General features: G+C 36.6%; 22 protein-coding genes and 1 pseudogene. 8 read left to right on the top strand and 15 right to left on the bottom strand.

Annotated features, from left to right (window positions below; translation table 11 throughout):
• Positions 1-287: 287 nt before the first annotated feature.
• From HNR32_RS14425 to HNR32_RS14045, 7 genes and pseudogenes are all read right to left on the bottom strand, one after another.
• Complete coding sequence (locus HNR32_RS14425) at positions 288-827, bottom strand: glucose PTS transporter subunit EIIB (protein WP_375782627.1); 540 nt, start codon at positions 825-827, stop codon at positions 288-290.
• Positions 828-902: 75 nt separating this feature from the next.
• Positions 903-1,933: pseudogene (locus tag HNR32_RS13815) on the bottom strand (PTS transporter subunit EIIC); the annotation flags it as partial.
• A 22-nt stretch (positions 1,934-1,955) separates the two neighbouring features.
• Positions 1,956-2,315 carry an aldose epimerase family protein gene (locus HNR32_RS02190; RefSeq protein ID WP_183859223.1) on the bottom strand — a complete coding sequence of 120 codons (360 nt, stop codon included), beginning with the start codon at positions 2,313-2,315 and terminating at the stop codon, positions 1,956-1,958.
• 28 nt (positions 2,316-2,343) lie between these two features.
• Positions 2,344-2,829: an aldose epimerase family protein gene (locus tag HNR32_RS02195; protein ID WP_183859225.1), complete on the bottom strand. Its 486-nt coding sequence runs from the start codon at positions 2,827-2,829 to the stop codon at positions 2,344-2,346.
• Positions 2,830-2,850: 21 nt separating this feature from the next.
• Positions 2,851-4,239, bottom strand: a complete 1,389-nt coding sequence (locus tag HNR32_RS02200; protein WP_183859227.1) for a 6-phospho-beta-glucosidase — start codon at positions 4,237-4,239, stop codon at positions 2,851-2,853.
• Positions 4,240-4,435: 196 nt separating this feature from the next.
• Positions 4,436-5,296 (bottom strand): MurR/RpiR family transcriptional regulator, encoded by an 861-nt coding sequence (locus tag HNR32_RS02205; protein WP_196611148.1) that lies wholly within the window; start codon positions 5,294-5,296, stop codon positions 4,436-4,438.
• A gap of 136 nt (positions 5,297-5,432) precedes the next feature.
• Positions 5,433-5,558, bottom strand: coding sequence for a hypothetical protein (locus HNR32_RS14045; protein ID WP_260162430.1), 126 nt, complete (start codon positions 5,556-5,558; stop codon positions 5,433-5,435).
• A 332-nt stretch (positions 5,559-5,890) separates the two neighbouring features.
• Here HNR32_RS14045 and HNR32_RS02210 point away from each other — a divergent pair, with 332 nt between their 5' ends.
• From HNR32_RS02210 to HNR32_RS02235, 6 genes are all read left to right on the top strand, one after another.
• A complete protein-coding gene (locus HNR32_RS02210; RefSeq protein WP_183859229.1) occupies positions 5,891-6,331 on the top strand; it encodes a MarR family winged helix-turn-helix transcriptional regulator in 441 nt (146 codons plus the stop codon).
• A gap of 39 nt (positions 6,332-6,370) precedes the next feature.
• Entirely contained in the window at positions 6,371-6,931 is a 561-nt protein-coding gene (locus tag HNR32_RS02215) for a hypothetical protein (RefSeq protein WP_183859231.1), read from the top strand.
• Positions 6,932-7,025: 94 nt separating this feature from the next.
• Positions 7,026-8,147 carry a hypothetical protein gene (locus HNR32_RS02220; protein WP_221300539.1) on the top strand — a complete coding sequence of 374 codons (1,122 nt, stop codon included), beginning with the start codon at positions 7,026-7,028 and terminating at the stop codon, positions 8,145-8,147.
• A gap of 241 nt (positions 8,148-8,388) precedes the next feature.
• A complete protein-coding gene (locus tag HNR32_RS02225; RefSeq protein WP_311636335.1) occupies positions 8,389-8,685 on the top strand; it encodes an IS3 family transposase in 297 nt (98 codons plus the stop codon).
• 100 nt (positions 8,686-8,785) lie between these two features.
• Complete coding sequence (locus HNR32_RS02230) at positions 8,786-8,998, top strand: IS3 family transposase (protein WP_183859233.1); 213 nt, start codon at positions 8,786-8,788, stop codon at positions 8,996-8,998.
• 224 nt (positions 8,999-9,222) lie between these two features.
• Positions 9,223-10,689 carry a Sau3AI family type II restriction endonuclease gene (locus tag HNR32_RS02235; RefSeq protein ID WP_183859235.1) on the top strand — a complete coding sequence of 489 codons (1,467 nt, stop codon included), beginning with the start codon at positions 9,223-9,225 and terminating at the stop codon, positions 10,687-10,689.
• A 225-nt stretch (positions 10,690-10,914) separates the two neighbouring features.
• On the opposite strand, the gene HNR32_RS02240 is transcribed toward HNR32_RS02235, so the two are convergent.
• Together HNR32_RS02240 and dcm are read right to left on the bottom strand one after the other, a co-directional pair.
• Positions 10,915-11,079 (bottom strand): hypothetical protein, encoded by a 165-nt coding sequence (locus tag HNR32_RS02240; RefSeq protein ID WP_183859237.1) that lies wholly within the window; start codon positions 11,077-11,079, stop codon positions 10,915-10,917.
• A gap of 51 nt (positions 11,080-11,130) precedes the next feature.
• The gene (dcm, locus tag HNR32_RS02245; protein ID WP_183859239.1) at positions 11,131-12,348 is read right to left on the bottom strand and encodes a DNA (cytosine-5-)-methyltransferase; all 1,218 of its coding nucleotides are present in this window, start codon (positions 12,346-12,348) and stop codon (positions 11,131-11,133) included.
• Positions 12,349-12,612: 264 nt separating this feature from the next.
• Between dcm and HNR32_RS02250 the strand changes: the two genes are divergently transcribed.
• Together HNR32_RS02250 and HNR32_RS02255 are read left to right on the top strand one after the other, a co-directional pair.
• The gene (locus tag HNR32_RS02250) at positions 12,613-12,768 is read left to right on the top strand and encodes a hypothetical protein (protein ID WP_183859241.1); all 156 of its coding nucleotides are present in this window, start codon (positions 12,613-12,615) and stop codon (positions 12,766-12,768) included.
• Between the two features lie 139 nt (positions 12,769-12,907).
• Positions 12,908-13,099, top strand: a complete 192-nt coding sequence (locus HNR32_RS02255; protein ID WP_512698935.1) for an integrase core domain-containing protein — start codon at positions 12,908-12,910, stop codon at positions 13,097-13,099.
• Between the two features lie 221 nt (positions 13,100-13,320).
• Here HNR32_RS02255 and rlmD read toward each other — a convergent pair whose 3' ends face one another.
• The 6 genes from rlmD to HNR32_RS02285 all read right to left on the bottom strand — a co-directional run bounded on the left by rlmD (position 13,321) and on the right by HNR32_RS02285 (position 19,336).
• On the bottom strand, positions 13,321-14,700 hold the full coding sequence (gene rlmD / locus HNR32_RS02260) for a 23S rRNA (uracil(1939)-C(5))-methyltransferase RlmD (protein ID WP_183859246.1): 1,380 nt from the start codon (positions 14,698-14,700) through the stop codon (positions 13,321-13,323).
• A gap of 262 nt (positions 14,701-14,962) precedes the next feature.
• Complete coding sequence (locus HNR32_RS02265; RefSeq protein WP_183859248.1) at positions 14,963-15,625, bottom strand: HAD family hydrolase; 663 nt, start codon at positions 15,623-15,625, stop codon at positions 14,963-14,965.
• Positions 15,615-16,103 carry a methylated-DNA--[protein]-cysteine S-methyltransferase gene (locus HNR32_RS02270; protein ID WP_183859250.1) on the bottom strand — a complete coding sequence of 163 codons (489 nt, stop codon included), beginning with the start codon at positions 16,101-16,103 and terminating at the stop codon, positions 15,615-15,617. Before HNR32_RS02270 ends, HNR32_RS02265 begins: the two co-directional genes overlap by 11 nt.
• A gap of 29 nt (positions 16,104-16,132) precedes the next feature.
• Positions 16,133-16,477, bottom strand: a complete 345-nt coding sequence (locus HNR32_RS02275; RefSeq protein ID WP_183859252.1) for a dihydropteroate synthase — start codon at positions 16,475-16,477, stop codon at positions 16,133-16,135.
• 10 nt (positions 16,478-16,487) lie between these two features.
• Positions 16,488-17,105, bottom strand: a complete 618-nt coding sequence (locus HNR32_RS02280) for an MBL fold metallo-hydrolase (protein ID WP_183859254.1) — start codon at positions 17,103-17,105, stop codon at positions 16,488-16,490.
• A gap of 11 nt (positions 17,106-17,116) precedes the next feature.
• Positions 17,117-19,336: a RelA/SpoT family protein gene (locus tag HNR32_RS02285; RefSeq protein WP_183859256.1), complete on the bottom strand. Its 2,220-nt coding sequence runs from the start codon at positions 19,334-19,336 to the stop codon at positions 17,117-17,119.
• Positions 19,337-19,392 lie beyond the last annotated feature (56 nt).

Raw genomic sequence — 19,392 nt, forward strand, 5'->3', positions numbered from 1 at the left:
ATTATACTAAAAACGAGAGGATCATGCTATTTTTATACCAATTATTATTGAATTTTCAAGGTACACAGGTTATTTCACGACTGCGAAGTTTGAGTATATAAGCTTATAGTTCAGCCATTTATTAGTTCTGTTTGTAATATTCCCTTGTAGTTCCTTTTTATAAAAGTGTTCAAATACTACCATCACAAAAATTAAATTTCTTTAATTTTCGATTAATCATCCTCTACTCCTGATCTACACAACTATGTAAAATTCTGGCTAAAAAATTATCTTTTGCTGCTTAACTTTTACTTACGTAAACGATCTACATATTCTTCAAAATTACTCTTTATAACACTTACCTGCGGACCATAAATAACCTGTATTCCCTCGCCTTTCTTGATGACACCAACTGCGCCAGTACTTTTCAAAATTCCTTCATCAACTTTATTCAGATCATTTAGCGTTAGCCTCAAACGCGTTGCACAACAAGCAATGTTTACAACATTATCAACACCGCCAAGACCTGCTGCAATATCTCTAGACAAAGGATCCTCTTCCACTCCTCCGACTTCTGTTCTCACTGTCTTTTCAGTCTGTTTTTCCTTATAATCCTTCTTTGTATAAAGCTTCACTTCTTCTCCATCGTCACCACGTCCTGGTGTTTTTAAATCAAACTTCAAAATAACAGCCTTAAATACCACATAATACAAAATGAAATAACCTGCAAACACTGGCAAAATCATCGGCCAATTTGTCTTTGCCGATCCTTGCAACAAACCATACAAAGTAAAATCAATTAAACCACAAGAGAACGTTGTGCCTATACATATATTAAGGAGATGCATAAGCAAAAACGATATACCAGCAAAAACACAATGCAATACATATAAAGCAGGTGCAATGAATAAAAATGTGAACTCAATTGGTTCTGTAATTCCTGTAAAAAAGGAGGTTAACGCCGCTGAAAGCAAGAGACCCCCAACAATTTTTCGATTGGCTGGTTTTGCACAATGGTACATAGCAAGCGCAGCCCCAGGTAAACCAGCCATCATAAATGGGTATTTTCCCGTCATAAAGCGACAAGCATCTACGCTGAATACCTTTGTATTAGGTGAAGCGAGTTCCGCAAAAAAAATGTTTTGGGCACCAAAAACATGAATACCATCAATAACAGCGGTCCCCCCATACCAGTTTGCCAAAATGGAATATAAAAAACATGATGCAAACCAAATGGAATTAGGATTCGCTCAACAAATCCAAAAATAAATGTACCAAAATAACTAGTGGTAAGCACTAAATTACCAATAGCAAAAATTCCTTTTTGTATCACCGGCCATATAAAGAAAGCTATAATACCTACACCAATAAAAACAAACATTGAAATGAGCGGTACAAAACGAACTCCAGCAAAAAAGGAGAACACTGCTGGCAACTGCTGTTTATAAAACCGATTATTCAGTACAGCAACTATCATTCCTGTTAAAATGCCACCAAAAACCCCCATCTGCAAGGAATTTATTCCACAAACATTGGTAATAGCACCAGCCATAACCGTATCGGCAATTTTTCCATTTGGAAGAATCTGTCCAGTAATCTTCAACATTGTATTAATGCTTGAATGCATAACAAAAAAAGAGATACCCGCTGTTAAAACAGCTACTGCTTTTTCTTGCTTGGCTAATCCCAACGCTACTGCCATTGCAAATATAATTGGCAAATTTCCAAAAATTGTACTGCCAACCTGTGACATAATCATCAATAGTCCATTGAGCATCGTTCCTGGTCCCAATAAATTAGATAACCCATATGCATTTACCGTGTTCTGATTTGTAAAAGATGCACCTATGCCCAAAAGTAACCCTGCTCCCGGTAAAATAGAAACCGGTAAAAAAAATGCCGTACCAATCTGTTGTAATACAGCAAAGGCTTTTCCATCAGTAATACGCTTCATGTTGTATACCTCCTATTAAATATTATTCGCTAATCTGTATTCCATAAGATGTTGCAAATTCAGCTCCTCCCAAAAGTGCATTATCAAATTCGCGTTCTTTCAAGCAATATTCCTTATCAGCAGAATCACAACGTCCAAACCATGGTTCGATACAAATAAACGGTGCATTTTTTTTCGGCGGTGACCAGATACCTACAACAGGTGCATGGAAATCCAGCGTCAAATATGGATTTCCATTTTCCCTTAAAATTGAAACCTGTTTTATTTGATAATCGGGAAAAATCAGTACATCATCATCAAAAATATTTTTTTCAAAGGACCATGTCTTATCTTGAAGGGGCAACTTATAATATGTTTCCTTGCAAAGATAGTTATCATCCAATTGCTGATAATTTAATGGTCCTTCCTTATCAAACGATAACCTGCATTTTTTTTTCCGACTCAGTAAATGGACATATAAATGCCGGGTGCGAACCAATTGAAAAATACATCATCTTATTTCCAGTATTCCTTACCTTCCAATGTACGATAATTTTACTACCCGCAAGTTCATAACTAATGACTAGTTGAAATTGAAATGGATAAACATTACGTGTCTCTTCATCATCCTGTAATATAAATTCAATTTTAGTTGCCGAATAAGATACTACAGTAAATTCTCTATCTCGGGCAAAACCATGCTGCTTCATCGGATAGGTTTTTCCCTGATATCGATATTGATTATTCCGCAACCGCCCTACAAACGGAAACAATACCGGAGAAGTACGATTCCAGTACACAGGATCTGCCTGCCAAAGATATTCACGGCCTGATTTAATGCCAGACAATGAACAAAGCTCTGCTCCATAGGTATCAATCGATGCTCTGATAGATTCATTTTCTAAAATATATCGCATTTCCTACAAGCTCCCTTACAATTATTTTCCCTTCGCTAATAAATCTTGTACTGTCTTATCTTGCGGATAGACACCCTTAGCCTTAATATTAGCTATTATATTCGCAAATTGCGGCAAATATTTTTCATGTGCTACCAATAGTTCATTTAAAACCTTTTCAGCAACTGCACCATTTTCTACCAATGGATTAAGATTAAATGCTTCATAAGCCACTCCATAATCACCTTTAATTGCCGCTTCAATAGTACATTCTTCCATCGCTTTCATCATCTGTAACCAGCCACGCTCATGTGATTTCATCTCACCCCAAGCTAGTGGTTCAGCTCCCTTGGCGGAAATCAAACTGGTTACTTCAACAATTGCATCAGCCGGTAAACATGAAATACTGCCACAATTAACTGTACTTACAACCATTGGTTGACGTTTATTATTATAGATAGCATTGATACATTCACAAGCAACATCACTATAATAAGCGCCACCACGTTTTTCCAATTCTTTTGGCTTTTCATGCAGCTTCGTATCACGATACAAATCAAATAAGGCATTCTCTACACTTTTTACCTGCTCAGCTCGAGTCTCCCCTGCTCTAAATTCATCAATACTGTGCTGTAACATTTCTTTTTTCAAGAAATAATATCGATGATAGCCACATGGCAGAAGATTCATCGTCTGCAAAAGATCAACGGGAAAATCCGCCTGATAGATATTTTTCGGTGTTCCCCCATCTTTATCATTGATATGTTCCAGTAAACTTCCTGTAACATCATGTCCATCTTTATCAAAAACCTTGTGCCAATGAAAGTGATTCAATCCTGCAAACCGATACTGTAAATCTTCTCTTTTACATCCAATCTTTGCCGGTTCCTTAATCATTGATATTTCTGGCACATTACAAAGGCCAATACATTTTTCCCAGCCAAATTGTTTTATAACAGTTTCTGTAATTATTCCACTCGGATTCGTAAAATTAATCAACCATGCATTTGGACAAAGATCTTGCATATCCTCTATTATCTGTTTCATCACAGGTATAGTGCGAAATGCTTTAAAAATGCCACCAGCACCATTAGTTTCTTGTCCTAACATACCATGTGAAAGTGGAATACGTTCATCCTTAATTCTTGCCTCTAACAACCCCACCCGAAACTGTGTTGTAACAAAATCTGCGTCTTTGAGTGCCACTCGACGATCCAGCGTAAGATGAACCTCAACCGGATATTGTGTCGCTGCCCACATACGTTTTGCAAGTGCACCGACAATCTTTAGCTTTTCTTCACCATCATGAATATCAACTAACCATATCTCACGAACCGGCAACTCATGATACCTGTTGATTAAACCTTCCATAAGTTCAGGAGTATAGCTGCTACCACCACCGATTGTAACAATTTTTAATCCTTTTTTCATTTTACTCAGCTCCTATCTTTCTTTTTACAACTAAATTATATAAATCCCCTAATTTAGTTACAATATTCTCAAAACATTCTGGAATAAAAGATTCAAATTATTGATGTTCATTACAAATTATCTGATATTTTTTGAAACAAAAGAAAACCCTACCAGTAAAATTATAATTTACTAATAAGGTTTTCTTATACTTCCATTATTTTTCTAAATTGCGGTCATCGATCAATTCTATTGAATCATTTAGATATACCATATTTTTTTTATAATCTATTTTAAAGATACAGCTGAATAACAAATCCATCGTATACTGCATTGCAATATGTGACGAAAATTGTGAAAGCCTTGAACGAAAATTTTCCTGATCGCTAATATAAAGCTGATAATCCGACTGTCGTTCCATCTTAAGATTACCTGCCCGACCAATCCAAATAATCGGCACATTTCTTTCATGTAATATTTCAATAATTGAGGGAATAAATGTTGCCTTACCAGAATATGACAAAATCAATGCTGCATGCTCTTTAGTTGAAAGCAATCCTTGCCTACGTTGTTTATATGATGATTCCTGACAACTTACAAATCGACCAATAGAGAGCATTTTATCCTGAAAATTTTCAGCAATGCTACTATTATGTGCATGTGTATAAATATCAATGTATTTAGCCTTATACAAAATACGGACAATTTCCCATAGTTCCTCCAAATCAATAAAGGCATGGGTATCACGCACGGTGCCCTCATAAAGATGTAAAAGCTTTTCAGCAATTTTTTGCTGGCTATCCTGCTCTGAAAAAGGAAAATTAACATCAACCGTTGCCAGACTTCTTATATCTGCTGAGTCTTTTGCCAAGCGTACTTTTAATTCATTAAAACCACTCAATCCAAGTTTCTTACAAAAACGATGTATAAGCGATTTAGAAACAAATGTTTCCAAAATAATTTCCTGCATTGTAAAATCTAAAATTTTTTGTCGATTTTCTAAAAAATACTTAGAAAATTGCAATTCAGACGGTGTCAAATCCATGCAATACTTGATTTTACTTTCTATATCCATCATTTTCCCTCTCTCTGTAGTATCTTATTTGCTTTGCAGGTTTCTATCTTTCCGCAATTTCATTAATTTAAGTTTCTGTGGAGTACGATTGTCTTTTTCTTTTGTAGAACCAGTATAATTAATGCAAGTGCCCCATTTGTCAAATGAAGATGATATTAATCATATTCTTTGATAATTTCAGCCCGTGCTTTTCTTCTGTTATACCTTTTACCATTTGGTGTTTAAATTCATTAGTAAATGTTCTTTTTGATCGTCTTTCCATCATATAAATCATCCTTTGCTTTTTAATTCATTTATACATGACCCTATCTTTTTTGTCCAGTTTATTTTTTGACAATCTATTCAGCAAGTATTAAGAATCTAGTAAAGTCACAGAATAAAAAGGTCTTTGAATATATAAAGTCATAATAAAGTATGAAAAATATCTTAAATATGGTGATTGGGGTAAAATGTTAAGCTAATAATTTAAAGAAAAATAGTTTGTCTATATTGACAAATATAATAGTCTCGTATATAGTTAGTTCATACCAACAAACTATATACGAGACTATTTGTTTTTAAGATAGTTTATAGTATTTAAAAGGAGATGAGAAAATTATGGAAACAGAAGCTTTAATTGTACAATATATAAATATATTATCTGAATATATGCGACAGACTACACGTGAATATAATCAACAGACAGAATATTCGGCTCTCTTTAATCTATCTATAACACAGCTTCATTACCTACATGCTATACAAGAAATAGATGGTCCTACATTCAAACAATTGGCAGAAAAATTTTCTGTACAGAAGTCAACTGTAACGGAAAATATTAAAAGACTTATGCAGAAAGACATTGTATTTAGACAACAATCCCAAAAAGACTTACGTGTATTTCATATATATTTAACTCAAAAAGGAAAAGATTTGTTAGCCGTTGAAAATATGGGCTATTTTGGCTTTGCAAAGAAAATGACTCAATATCTAGATGAAGATCAGAAAAAAAAGTTTACTGAGATTTTAAAAATTATTACAGATAATATAAAAAAATAAATGTATATATAAAAATTAGTAAAGTTTAGGGAGATAATTATGATATTAAAATCATTTGCAGGCGTTGTATTATCATTGTTTTTGTTTTCAGGTATAGCATTTGCCTCAGAAGGAGAACAGGTACATAATAATGTGGTAAGCATTCTTGATGAGGGGACTATTATTCCTGTTGAATCGGTTGAAACGATTAGTTCAAAAAACTGTAGAAAAGGACAAAAAATATTTTTTAAGTCAAAAAATGATATAAAAGCCGACGGTAAAATTGTAATTTCTGCAGATACTTTAGTTAAAACGACAGTAATAAAGGCAAAACACAGAGGACCATGGGGGAGTTCTGGTGAGATTGATTTAGTTTTTTCTGAAATAAAGGCTAAAAATGGACAACTTATTCCAGTAGTAGGAAAACTCGATGTAAAGGGTAAAAAACCAAATTTTTTTGTTAAATATTCATTGTTAGGTGTATTGATCAGTGGGCAGAATGTAAATATAAAAAAAGGACTAGTAGTTGATTTAAAAGTAGCAAATAATATTATTTATTCAGAGTTGAAAGAAAATGTGATAAAAGATACTGCAAAAAGTAAAGTAGCGAATAAGAAATAAAACTATAATGTCATGTTGCATTAATGGAAAAGAGATGGAGAATATGATACGAATTATTGCCTGGGGAATAGGTATACTTGTAATTGCAATATTTATGGCAGATGGTGTTTTTCTTACTCCAACCTACTTGCAACCATGGCAGAAGTCATATAGTAAGCAGTTTGCTGATCCAAGAATTAAATTAGTAGCATGTGGATTATTGGCAGCTAATGGTCATAATATGCAACCATGGAAAATTTATCTTGATAAAGATAAAAATGTTTTTTATTTATTTGCGGATAGTAGTCGTTTAACTCCAATGGTAGATACCGATGCACGTCAAACGATGATAGCACAGGGAACTTTCTTGGAATATGTTCGCGTTGCTGCAAATTACATAGGATATAAGGCAACATATGTTCTCTTTCCAGAAGGAGAATATGATGAAAATAATCTTATTAAGAGTATGCAGGATAAGCCGGTAGCCAAAGTAACTATATCTACAATTGATTCATCTAAAAATGATCTTTATAAATATATATTTCAAGCAGATACTAATAGATGGGCGTATGAAAACAATAAATTGACCGATGAAGAATTGCAACAACTTTTAAATATAAGTTCGAGTAAAAATGAGAAAATAAGTATATTTCAAGATGAGAAAAATAAAAAAAATTTAGATGGATATGCTTTGAGAGGAGCAGAGATTGAATCTAGTATTCATCGTATTAGTAAAGAATCAGAATATGTATTCAAAAAAAATGAATACGAAAAGAATAAATACAGATATGGCTTTTCTGTGGAAGGACAAGGCATAACTGGAATCAAAAAACATATTGTGCAAGGACTACTTACTTTGTTTCCGTTTATCAACAATGAAAAATATGTTACAGACATGTATGTTAAGACTGTAAAGAACGAAGTAGCTCATACCCCTGCTTATGGATTAATTATTACTGAAAATAATAGCCGCGCAGAACAAGTAAAAAGTGGTATGCTTTATAGCCATATTGTATTAAAAGCACACTCATTAGGATTGGTAGTACAGCCTATGAGTCAAGTTCTTGAAGAATATCCTGAGATGAAGGAAGAATATAATAAGATTCATAAAGATTATGCAAGTAATGAAAACACAATTCAAATGTTTTTCAGAATAGGAAAACCAGTTGCTGAATTTCCTCGAAGCATGAGAAGAGACATTATGAATCTAATAAAAAAATCCTCTTTTGGGGATTAAAGGGTAAGCGATTAATCAAAGAGTGTATAGAAAAAATGCCGCTAATCCTGTATTCTACATACAAGGACTAGCGGCATTTTATAACTTTATAATTATTGACTACAGTTATTTTTTATTTCGTCACTCCATGGCAGATAATTTTCTATCAGCGCAGGATTATGAATAATTGGCTGGTTAGGCAGCTTTTTAAATATATATTCAAGATATTTATAAGTATCTTGAATCTGATTTTAAAGAAAAAATCCAACAAATTTTTCATGATAATCATGACGTATATGGCACAAGAAAAATTAAGCAGGAACTAAAAAATTTAGGTGATATTGTTTCACGTCGTCGTATTGGGCGCCTAATGAAAAAGCTAGGAAAATATACTATAGCTCAATTTAAAACTCATCGCCAAACCTGTAATGAAGAACCAATAAAAAATGAATTAAATCGCCAATTTAATGGACAAAAACCATATGCTGTTGTAATAAGTTACTTGACCTATGTTCGAGTTAATTACAAATGGATTTACGTATGCATTTCCCAAAGTTAAAACAGATTTAAGAAAAATAAAAATCTTTCATTCAAATTGAGGCAGAGAATTTAAAAATGAACTTCTTGATGAAGTTATTTCAGCATTTTCAATTAAACAATTGCTAAGTATGAAAGGTTGCCCCTACGATAATGCCGTTGCTGAAGCAATATTTAAGATTTTTAAAACCGAGTTTGTACAAGGAAAAAACTTTAAAACTCTGTATCTGTTACGCCGAGAGTTGGCAGATTATGTAAAATGGTTTAACAACCAGCGAATTAATGGTTCGTTAAATTATTTAACACCAGCTGAATTTCGACGACAGACCTTATAAAAATTGTCCGACTAAGTGTTGACAATCCAAGCTATATTTTTAATCGCACTCACTTCCTTGCATACTTTTACCATTTTTATAAACTTCGTCCTACTCCATCTTTTTAATCTTCAAATAGGTCTTAAGCAAGTTATTTCTCCAACCTCTATAAAATCAGAACCTATATACACTCCTCTTTAACGCTGCTATAATAAAGCATATAAAGGCATGGAGGTACATAGCTTATGGTTATCGAACAATATGATCAGACAGATTCACAAAGCATTGAAACCTATGGAAAAGGGATGATTGGCAAAACCTTCCATGATTTATACAATGCAGCCTTAAATCAGGGGATTTTACGAGAAGCATCAGCAGAATACTCCACAAAACATGCAAGCAAAAACTATAAAGGCGGCATGGGAAATATTGTCGAAGAGTGCTACTTCGGCTACGCTGCCAATAGTGATTCCGCAGCAGACTTCGCTGATGCCGGTGTCGAATTAAAAGTAACACCATATCAGCAAAACAAGAATGGCTACAAAGCCAAAGAACGCTTGGTTCTTACGATGATCAACTATATGGATATCGTCAAAGAACGTGACTTCAATCATAGCCATGTATGGAAAAAGGCAAAGCTCATGCTGCTGGTATGGTATCTGCACATCAAAGGACAGAATGATATCAATAGCACGATTGACTATGTCCAACTTTTTACGCCACCAGCTGAAGATTTGGAAATCATCCGAGCAGACTACGCAAAGATTCTGTCCAAAATACGTGCTGGCAAAGCTCACGAACTATCAGAAAGCGATACTCTCTACCTTGGTGCATGCACAAAAGCATCATCCTCCAAGGTTCGAAGAGATCAGCCATTCAGTGATGAGCCAGCCAAACCTAGAGCCTTCTCTCTCAAAGGCTGCTACATGACGTATGTGCTAAATAACTATATCATGCCACATAAAGCTACCTATGAGCTGATTATGCGTGCCGGAGAACCTGTCACGAATTTTGAGCAGTATGTTGTTAGCAAGATTGATGCCTTCAAAGGATCAACGGTTGAAGAACTCTGCAAACGATTTGAAATTAAAAATAAATCAAAGTCAATTCCATCCATGCTTGCCTTCCGAATCCTTGGGTTGAAGGGAAACCATGCTGCAGAATTTGAAAAGGCTGGTATCGTCATGAAGGCAATCAGAATTGGCAGCAACGGCAAAATCAAAGAAAATATCTCCTTTCCAGCCTTCAAGTATCAAGATTTGGCCGAGGAAACTTGGAAAAACAGCACCTTCGGAAACTACCTGCAGGAAACACGCTTCTTCTTTGTGATTTACAAGGCTGATGCTGAAGGAAACTTCCATCTTGCCGGCTGCCAATTTTGGAATATGCCGACACAAGATATTGAGGGCGATGTACGTGAGGTATGGCAGGAAACCCATGATATTGTAAAAAATGGCCGAATCCAAATTGTGATTGATTCGAATGGCCGAGCCACCAACAACTTTCCGAAGCAAAGCCAACATCCAATCTCCCATGTGCGTCCTCACGCACTTACCAAACAAGATCGGTACCCATTACCAGTTGGTACAAAGCTCAACATTGTTGCCGAAGGATTCATTGGCTGGGACGATCCTAACACATATCCAAAGCATTGCTTTTGGTTGAACAACAGCTATATTTACAATCAGCTCAATCAGAAATTCAAATCATAACGACCCGTAAAACGGGTGGTTTGCTCTACGGCTGTAAACCGTTATTGTTAGGCCAGCGTCTAAAGGCGCTGGCCTTAACTTTGTTCAATCCTCTATTGCCTTTAAGACTTTGGTGCTCCTAAAGAAGCTCTTTTTTATTTTCTAAATGGATTTTGAAGTGTCCAAAAAAAAATTCCATCATTCAGTATAATTAGGATAATGGATTCTCTGCCATGCATACCGAAGTTAATGACGAATACTGATACAAAAATCTTCCAACGAATTTACTTTCTGCAAATATATAACAATTCCTGTTGGATAATTATCAGCTTTTTGCCCCATGTTTGGTCGACACCGACTCATATTAATCTGTATATCAGAGAGATTCAACTCTCTGATAGTCTCCACCATAACCGTCTCGGCCTAGTTCACTTCTTCAGTTAGTTCTTCCAATTTTATGCCTCATTTATGAAAATATTTTCCCTCAAAAATTTTATTCAATGTCTTTCCCATTTCACAAACTACGTCCGTGACTAGTGCATTCCCCATGCAGAAATAACGGAAACGCTCGCTCATGCCGGTATTCGTCCAACCCTTTGGGAAACCTTGGATTCGATCAGCTTCATCCGGTGTAAGCAACCGATACTTTCCATTGTCAAGATCAGCCACCACATGCGTACTGCGATTGACAGAGGATTCACTTGTAAGCATCGTCCGTGCTGGCTTGTCAGTCGGATCTGGAAAAGCAATAGGGCCTTCCGAATAGAAATATTTATGTCCGTTTTTAGCCATGCGCTCTTCATGCTTCGCCCCTTTGAGATATTCCCATTGAGCAAGATTTTCGCCGAGAAAATACTTCTCATCCACATCATGATCCATGATATCACGAAGAACCATACGCTTTCCATGATACACCGGCACGGCCTTAGTCGTTGCTATATGGCCATTAGTCATATAGCCAGCCGTTTCAAAACCAAAGGCAAAACACTCTGTAATATCAAGCAAATCCTGAGAAGTCAACTGCCCTTCAGTTACATTTTCCTGTTCCTGCATTGGGAAGGTGTTCGTAAAGAAACCTTCATGATTCATGATAGCCATAGGATTTTTGCTTGCTTGCCTTTCACCAAACTCGGTATCGTTCCGATAGGCGAAAATAAAGATTCTCCGTCTACGCTGCACAAAACCATAGTCAGCAGCATTTACAACTCGCCACTCAACACTATAACCGAATTTCCAAAATGATGCTAAGATAATACCGAAGTCACGGCCACGCTGGGAGGTTGGAGATTTCAGCAGCCGATCCACATTCTCCAGCAACACAAAAGCTGGCTTCTTTTTCTCCAACACATCATAAATCTGCCACCAAAGAACCCCCTTCTTACCCTCGATTCCCTTTGCACCGGTTGCAGCTACTGAATAGTCTTGGCAAGGAAAGCCCCCTACCAGCAAATTATGATTAGGAATCTCAAACTTATCGATGGTTCCAATATCCTCATTTACATAAATATCCTTATGTCCACCAAAGTGACTGCAATAGCACTCAAAGGCATCCTGCCTCTTTCTACTTGGCTCCCACTGATTTGCCCAAACCGTTTGCCATGCAGCATCAGCACGTTCCAGCCCAACACGGAAACCGCCAACACCAGCAAACAATTCGCATATAGTCTTATCTAAAAGCATTATCGATCCTCTTTCCTACACATGTTAGTCTATCTATCTTACCATCATTTACCCTGTGGATCAAGGTTTATTTTTAAATAAATATCCACCCACGTATCAGGTAGTTTTTCTTTTTCGGGCATAGCCCTTTTTCACAGACTACACATAAATGCACTTTTTATTGGCCTGCCAGCATGCAAATTTTATTTACTCCCCATATGCCCCCTTTCTCGATTTGCTATACAAAAATTAGGTACTATAATAAAGAGAAAGAAGTTTTTTACTATGGAACAACAATCTACTAAAAAATTAGCACCTCACTATGCACATTATGATGATGCATTTAAAGAAGGTGCTATAAAAATGCTTATTGAACAAAAGCATCCCGTTAAACAAGTTGCCAAAGAACTTGGCATTTGCATAGACACTTTACGTTCTTGACTAAAAAAATCAGGCCTTGATACAGTTATTGAAAATCACAGTAATACATTAAATAAAAAATTTCATGACATTGAAACTCAAATTCGCATTCTTAATAAAAAGGTCGATTATAAAGATGATGTCATTAAAACCCTAAAAAATTTCTCGAAATAATTTCCAATCCATGAAACAAAAGATTTATTTTGTTGACCATTTCCATACACGCAAACAAGCACAGTCCGCTATTTTTCGTTATATTGAAACTTATTATAATGCTGTTCGTCCACACAGTGGTATTGGTTGGAAGGCTCCCAATGGTTTAAAAAAATTTTATCTTTTTCCTATTGCATGAATTATTTAGTACATATATAACTTGTTTGTTTTTTTAAAATTAAAAAAGGGAACAGGAGACTCCGTTCTAAACAGATTAATCCTACTTTATCTTAATATTTTCTAGTCCTTTTTCATAAAAATGGATAAAAAAGCAGACGTTCAATATCGTCCAATATCAAACGTCTACGACTTAAAATCTATACTATTGTAGGATAGCCTTCCCACTTTCTTTAATAAAAATCAACGTTTTGGCGATGCTTTTTGCTCTAGTAATGCCACTGATTCCACGTGGCTAGTCTGCGGGAACATATCAACCGGCTGGATTTTTTTAGCTTTATAGCCTAAATCAGTCAATATAGCGATATCGCGCGCCAAGGATGCCGGGTTACAGGATACATAAACAATACGTTTTGGTTTCATATTAGCAAAGGTTTGTAATACGGTTGGTGTACAGCCGGCACGCGGCGGGTCAACGACTACAACATCGGCACGCACACCCTGTTTATAAAGGCGCGGCATTACAGCAGTAGCATCACCAACGATGAATTCAGCATTTTTTATATTATTGTCGCGGGCATTTTTCTGGGCATCATAGATTGCCGGTTTTACTATTTCTATACCATATACTTTACGAGCTTTTCTTGCTAAGAACAGGGTTATTGTTCCGGTACCGCAATAAGCATCGACTACCGTTTCATCACCGGTAAGGTTGGCAAATTCCAAGGCTTTTTTATAGAGATTTTCGGCCTGGACTGTATTTACCTGAAAGAAGGAACGCGGTGAGATATGGAAGGAAAGTGGCCCGATAGAATCTTTTATAGTTGGGCGACCCCAAATAAGATTGGTTTCTCTGCCCATAATAACGTTATTACGATAAGTCTGTACATTATGATGCACGCTGACAAGTTTTGGCAGACGCTTGCGCAAAAGGCTTACGATTTCTCTGCTGCGGCGTAATTCCTGCGTAGCAGTAACAAGGACTATCATACATTCGCCGTTTTTGCCGACACGACCTACTACATGGCGCATTGTCCCAGTATGACGGTCTTCATTATAGACACTGATACCAAGTTTTTGTATTACTTCACGGGCAGCATTTACGATATCATTATTTAATTCTTTTTGAATATAGCAATTTTCGGTATCGATTATTTTATGACTGCCCTGGGCAAAACAGCCAATTATTATTTTTTTATTATTAATGCCAACAGGGAACTGCATTTTATTGCGATAATTCCAAGGATTTTCTGCGCCCAAGGTCGGCAATATAGGAATATTTTTTTGTCCGCCAATGCGTTCTACGGCATCAACTACCTGCTGACGCTTAATGTCGAGCTGTGCTTCATATGATAAATGCTGCAGCTGACAGCCACCACAGGTATAGTACAGCTTACATTGCGGTTCTACACGCTGTGGGCTTTTTTCAATAATGCGGACAATTTTCCCCATGGCATATGTTTTTTTAATTGTATGCACCTGCGCTTCTATTTTTTCGCCGGCTAAAGCATCGGGCACAAATACGGTAAAGTTATCGACACGGCCGACACCTTCGCCATTTGTTCCCAATCGGTCTATTGTTATTGTATATTTGCCATTTTTTTGTACAGGTATTTCTTTCATATTTTATAAAACTCCATCTTTCTTCTTAAGTTATATACTAATTATATTGTACTAGCTAGAATATATTATTGCCCCTATTCAATTCAAAAGGTTTATGCAGTAACCCCTCAGTCAGCTATCGCTGACAGCTCCCCTAAATGGGAGCCATTTACAAACAGCATCATATTCACTAATACAATAAAAATATAATATCATCTATACGATAATTAATCCGCTCTAATTTTGCCTTTTGGCAAATAAAGAGCGGATATTTTAGTTACTATTATTGATTGATAAAATCCACTTTATCTAAAAGCTCAGCTGGTTTATTAATAATCACTTGACCACCATTAGCTATAAGTTCTTCTTCATCACGAAATCCCCAGGTTACACCGACTGGCAGCATAGCGGCATTAACGCCGGTCTGCATATCAACTGAGGAATCACCAACATAGGCTATTTCCTGCGGCTGTAACTGCATTTTTTCGGCAATCATCAGTACTTTTTTAGGATCTGGTTTAGGCTTAAATCCTGGCAAATCACCAATTACTTCGACAAATTCAACATCGGGAAATAATATATTTACAATATTTTTGGCATCGGCATCAGGTTTATTGGTACAGATAGCCACTGGAATATTCTTCTGCTGCAAATCAGCCAGCATTTGCTTTATTCCAGCATATGGCGCAGTTTTTTTGATATTATTCTGCTTATACACTTCACGATATCTAGCCAATACAGCAGCTGTTGTTTCTTCGCTGGTACCTGATGGCACAGCCCGCTCGATTAGTTTTTTTACACCATTACCGATTTTCATTCGGTAGTCATCCAATGAATAAGTAGGAAAATTATACTCACGCATGACGGCATTGGCGCTGTCAGCCAAGTCTTCCAGCGAGTTTATCAGTGTTCCATCCAAATCAAAAATTACGGCTTTATATTGCATTTTTTATACCTTCTTTTTTTATAACTTCCCGCTCTAAGTCCAATAAAAATTGTTTTACTTTCACACCACCGGCATAACCGGACAATTTACCATCAGCACTAATCACACGATGGCACGGTATACAAATAGCAATATTATTTTTATTATTGGCCTGTCCCACAGCCCGCATGGCTTTAGGCTGACCAATAGCCTGCGCTATCTCCTTATAGGAAACTGTATGCCCATAAGGAATTTTTTGCAGCTCTTCCCAAACTTTTTCCTGAAAATATGTCCCTTTAGGCTTTAACGGCAAGCGGAATTCTTTCCGTCTTCCTGCTAAATACTCTTCTATCTGGGTAAAGGCTTCTCGCATCAATAGGGTTTCTACTTCTTCTGCCGGCGTCAGTGGCTTCTTAAAATTAATGCCAACAATAGATGATTTGTCTTCAGTTATATATATATTACCAATTTTTGTCTGATAGGAAAATCTTTTTTTCAATGTAAACTCCTTCCAAAAAAAATTGTAAATTATAGTCCTAGTAGTGTCTTTAAATCAGCTGCAATTTTTTTTAATCCCCATGGCTGCATCAACAGAACAGGAATTACCATACGATACTGCTTTAATGTTGCCATAAGTATAACATCTGATGTGGCATGGCTTAAATCAACACAATGCCGGGAAAGAGCCGCTTCACCGCCTTTACTGAGCATTGTCTGTTTTAGTATATTGGCGGCCTTGGTATTTACATCGGCTAGTTTCACCACACGAAACACCGCTTTTTCCGCCATCATATTTACACCTTCAACAGTGCAGTCAATAGCGGCAATTTCTTTTTTGGCATCCTCTGTATTATTTATTTCCAGTATCTTCATATTTTACCCTTTAAAAATACGGATTATATTGCTTTTCATAACCAATTGTCGTAGCCGGTCCATGACCTGGATATACTTTTGTTTTTTCATCTAATACCAATACCTTGCTTTGCAGGCTGCCTACTAAATCCTCCATTGATCCGCCGGGGAAATCTGTACGGCCAATTGACTGGGCAAATAAAGAATCACCAGAAAACATTGTATCGCCACTGACAAGGCAAATGCCGCCGGGGCTATGTCCTGGTGTATGAATTACGGTGAATTCACTTTGTCCAACCTGTATTTTATCATTTTCTTTTAAAGTAAAATCGGCTTTTTGCGATAAAATTTCGATTCCCATAAATGCTGATAAATTTAATTTAGCGTCAGTAAGCATTGGCGCATCAAGCTCATGAATGCCGAGCTTAACGGAAAACTCCTGACAGACAGCCGTATTAGCTCCAATATGATCGCTATGTCCATGGGTATTAATAACATATTTAACTGTTATATTTGTATTTTTTATCCACTCAATAATTTTTTGCGGCTCTGAGCCTGGATCGATTACAATAGCTTCATTAGAAGTTTCATCAATGGCCAGATAGCAATTTTCTTCCAGTGGTCCATTTGCCAATGTTTTTACTCGCATATATAGCTCCCCTATTCTTTTATTATCCCGCCCAAGGCTCTGACCACGCGAAAAACATCCTTATTGCGGCGGAAACGACTCATCAGCATTTCAGCCTGAGCCATACTTCTGACTTCAAGACTCATAAATATAGTAGATGTTTTATTCTTTTTATTAGGACGGGCCATGACTGAATGTATATTTATCTTTGATTCCGATGGAATTGCCAAAAGACTGGTCAATACACCGGGACGGTCATTGCAGCTTATTTCAATGGTTACTGTATAATTCTTATCAAGACCAACATCCCAGCTAACATCCACAACACGCGATAAGTCATTATCATCACGAATAATATTGGGACAATCAGCCCGATGCACTGACACACCGCGGCCTCTTGTTATATAACCAATTATCGGGTCACCGGGAATTGGGTTACAGCAGCGTGCCAAATGAACCAGAAACCCAGTTTCGCCATCAACTAAAATTCCATGACTGCCTTTTTTCTTTTCGCCCTGTGGTTTTATCTGTTCAAGCATCTGCGAAATATCCGGCGGTGTAACTTCTTTTAAATCTTTTTTATGCAGTTCTATAAGACGTGATATAACACCATTAACTGTTATGCCGCCATAGCCAAGCGAAGCCAATAAATCATTATCGCTTTGGATATTCATTTTTTGCGCTACAATTGATAAACGATTATCTTTAAGTAGTTTTTTGGCCTCATACCCTAAATGTTTAATTTCTTTTTCAATAAGTGCCATACCCGACGTAATATTTTCTTCACGACGCTGGCGCTTAAACCATTGTCTGATTTTGGTACGTGTTTCCGAAGATGCTACGATATTAAGCCAGTCCTGACTCGGACCATTATTTTGCTTATTGGTTATTACAGAAATAATATCGCCATTATGCAGCTTATATTCGAGCGGCACAATTTTCCCATTTACATTGGCTCCCACACAATGATTACCAACTTCTGTATGGATACGATAGGCAAAATCAATAGGATTTGAGCCTTTAGGTAGACCAATAACATCGCCCTGCGGCGTAAATACAAATACTTCATCGGAGAAAATATCCACCTTTAAGGCTTCAACATATTCGTCAGGATCGCTAAGTTCCGTCTGGAGTGATATTAGCTGACGCAGCCATGACAATTTTTTATCATAGCTGTTATTGGCATCAGCGCTTCGGCCTGATTCCTTATATTTCCAATGGGCCGCAATCCCGTATTCAGACACCTGATGCATATGAAATGTTCTGATCTGAATTTCAAGGGGATAGCCATTGGCAGCAATAACCGTCGTATGCAATGATTGATAGCCATTGCTTTTAGACATCGCAATGTAATCTTTAAAACGTCCCGGAATTGGTTTCCATATATTATGGATAATTCCTAAAATCGTATAACATTCCTGCACTGTATTCACAAGAACACGTACAGCCGATAAATCATATATTTCACTGATATCTTTATGGTCACGCTTCATCTTGCGCCAAATGCTGTAAAAATGTTTTGCCCTGCCCTGGATTTCCGCTTGAATTGCTGCATTTCGTATTTCAGCACTCATTTCTTTTATTGAACTATCAATAAACTGCTGACGTTCCTGGCGTTTTTGTTTTACCTTTTCCACCAGATCGTAATATTCTTCGGGCTCTAAATAGCGAAAGCATAAATCTTCCAGTTCCCATTTAATATTGGATATACCAAGACGATTAGCAAGTGGTGCATATATTTCGAGAGTCTCTCTGGCAATACGTTTTTGTTTTTCTTCACGTACATATTTTAATGTACGCATATTATGCAGTCTATCAGCCAGTTTTATCATAATAACGCGTATGTCCTTGGCCATCGCCAAAAACATTTTGCGATAATTTTCCGATTGTTGAATTTCCTTGGACTGGAAATGAATTTTATTTAATTTGGTAACACCATCAATTAATACCGCCACTTCTTCGCCAAATTTTTTCTTCATTTCATCGAGAGTGAAGGTGGTATCTTCTACCACATCATGTAAAATAGCTGCAGCAATTGTCACTTCATCAATATTCATCTGAGTCAGTATTGCCGCTACATGCAGAGGATGAATAATATAGTGCTCACCAGAAGCACGTTTTTGATCAAAATGAGCTGCATAAGCTAAATCATAGGCCTTTTGGATAATGTCTAAATCAGCATTGGGCTGATTGGCTTTTACCGTATTTTTAATATCATCAATAGTTACTACTATCTCATTGTCATCAATCATATTATCACCCTCATATTTTGGCTGGCTGGTATTACAAGTTATTCAAATTAAACTTT

Origin of the sequence: Pectinatus brassicae (assembly GCF_014201835.1) — a bacterium.
GTDB lineage: Bacteria > Bacillota > Negativicutes > Selenomonadales > Selenomonadaceae > Pectinatus > Pectinatus brassicae.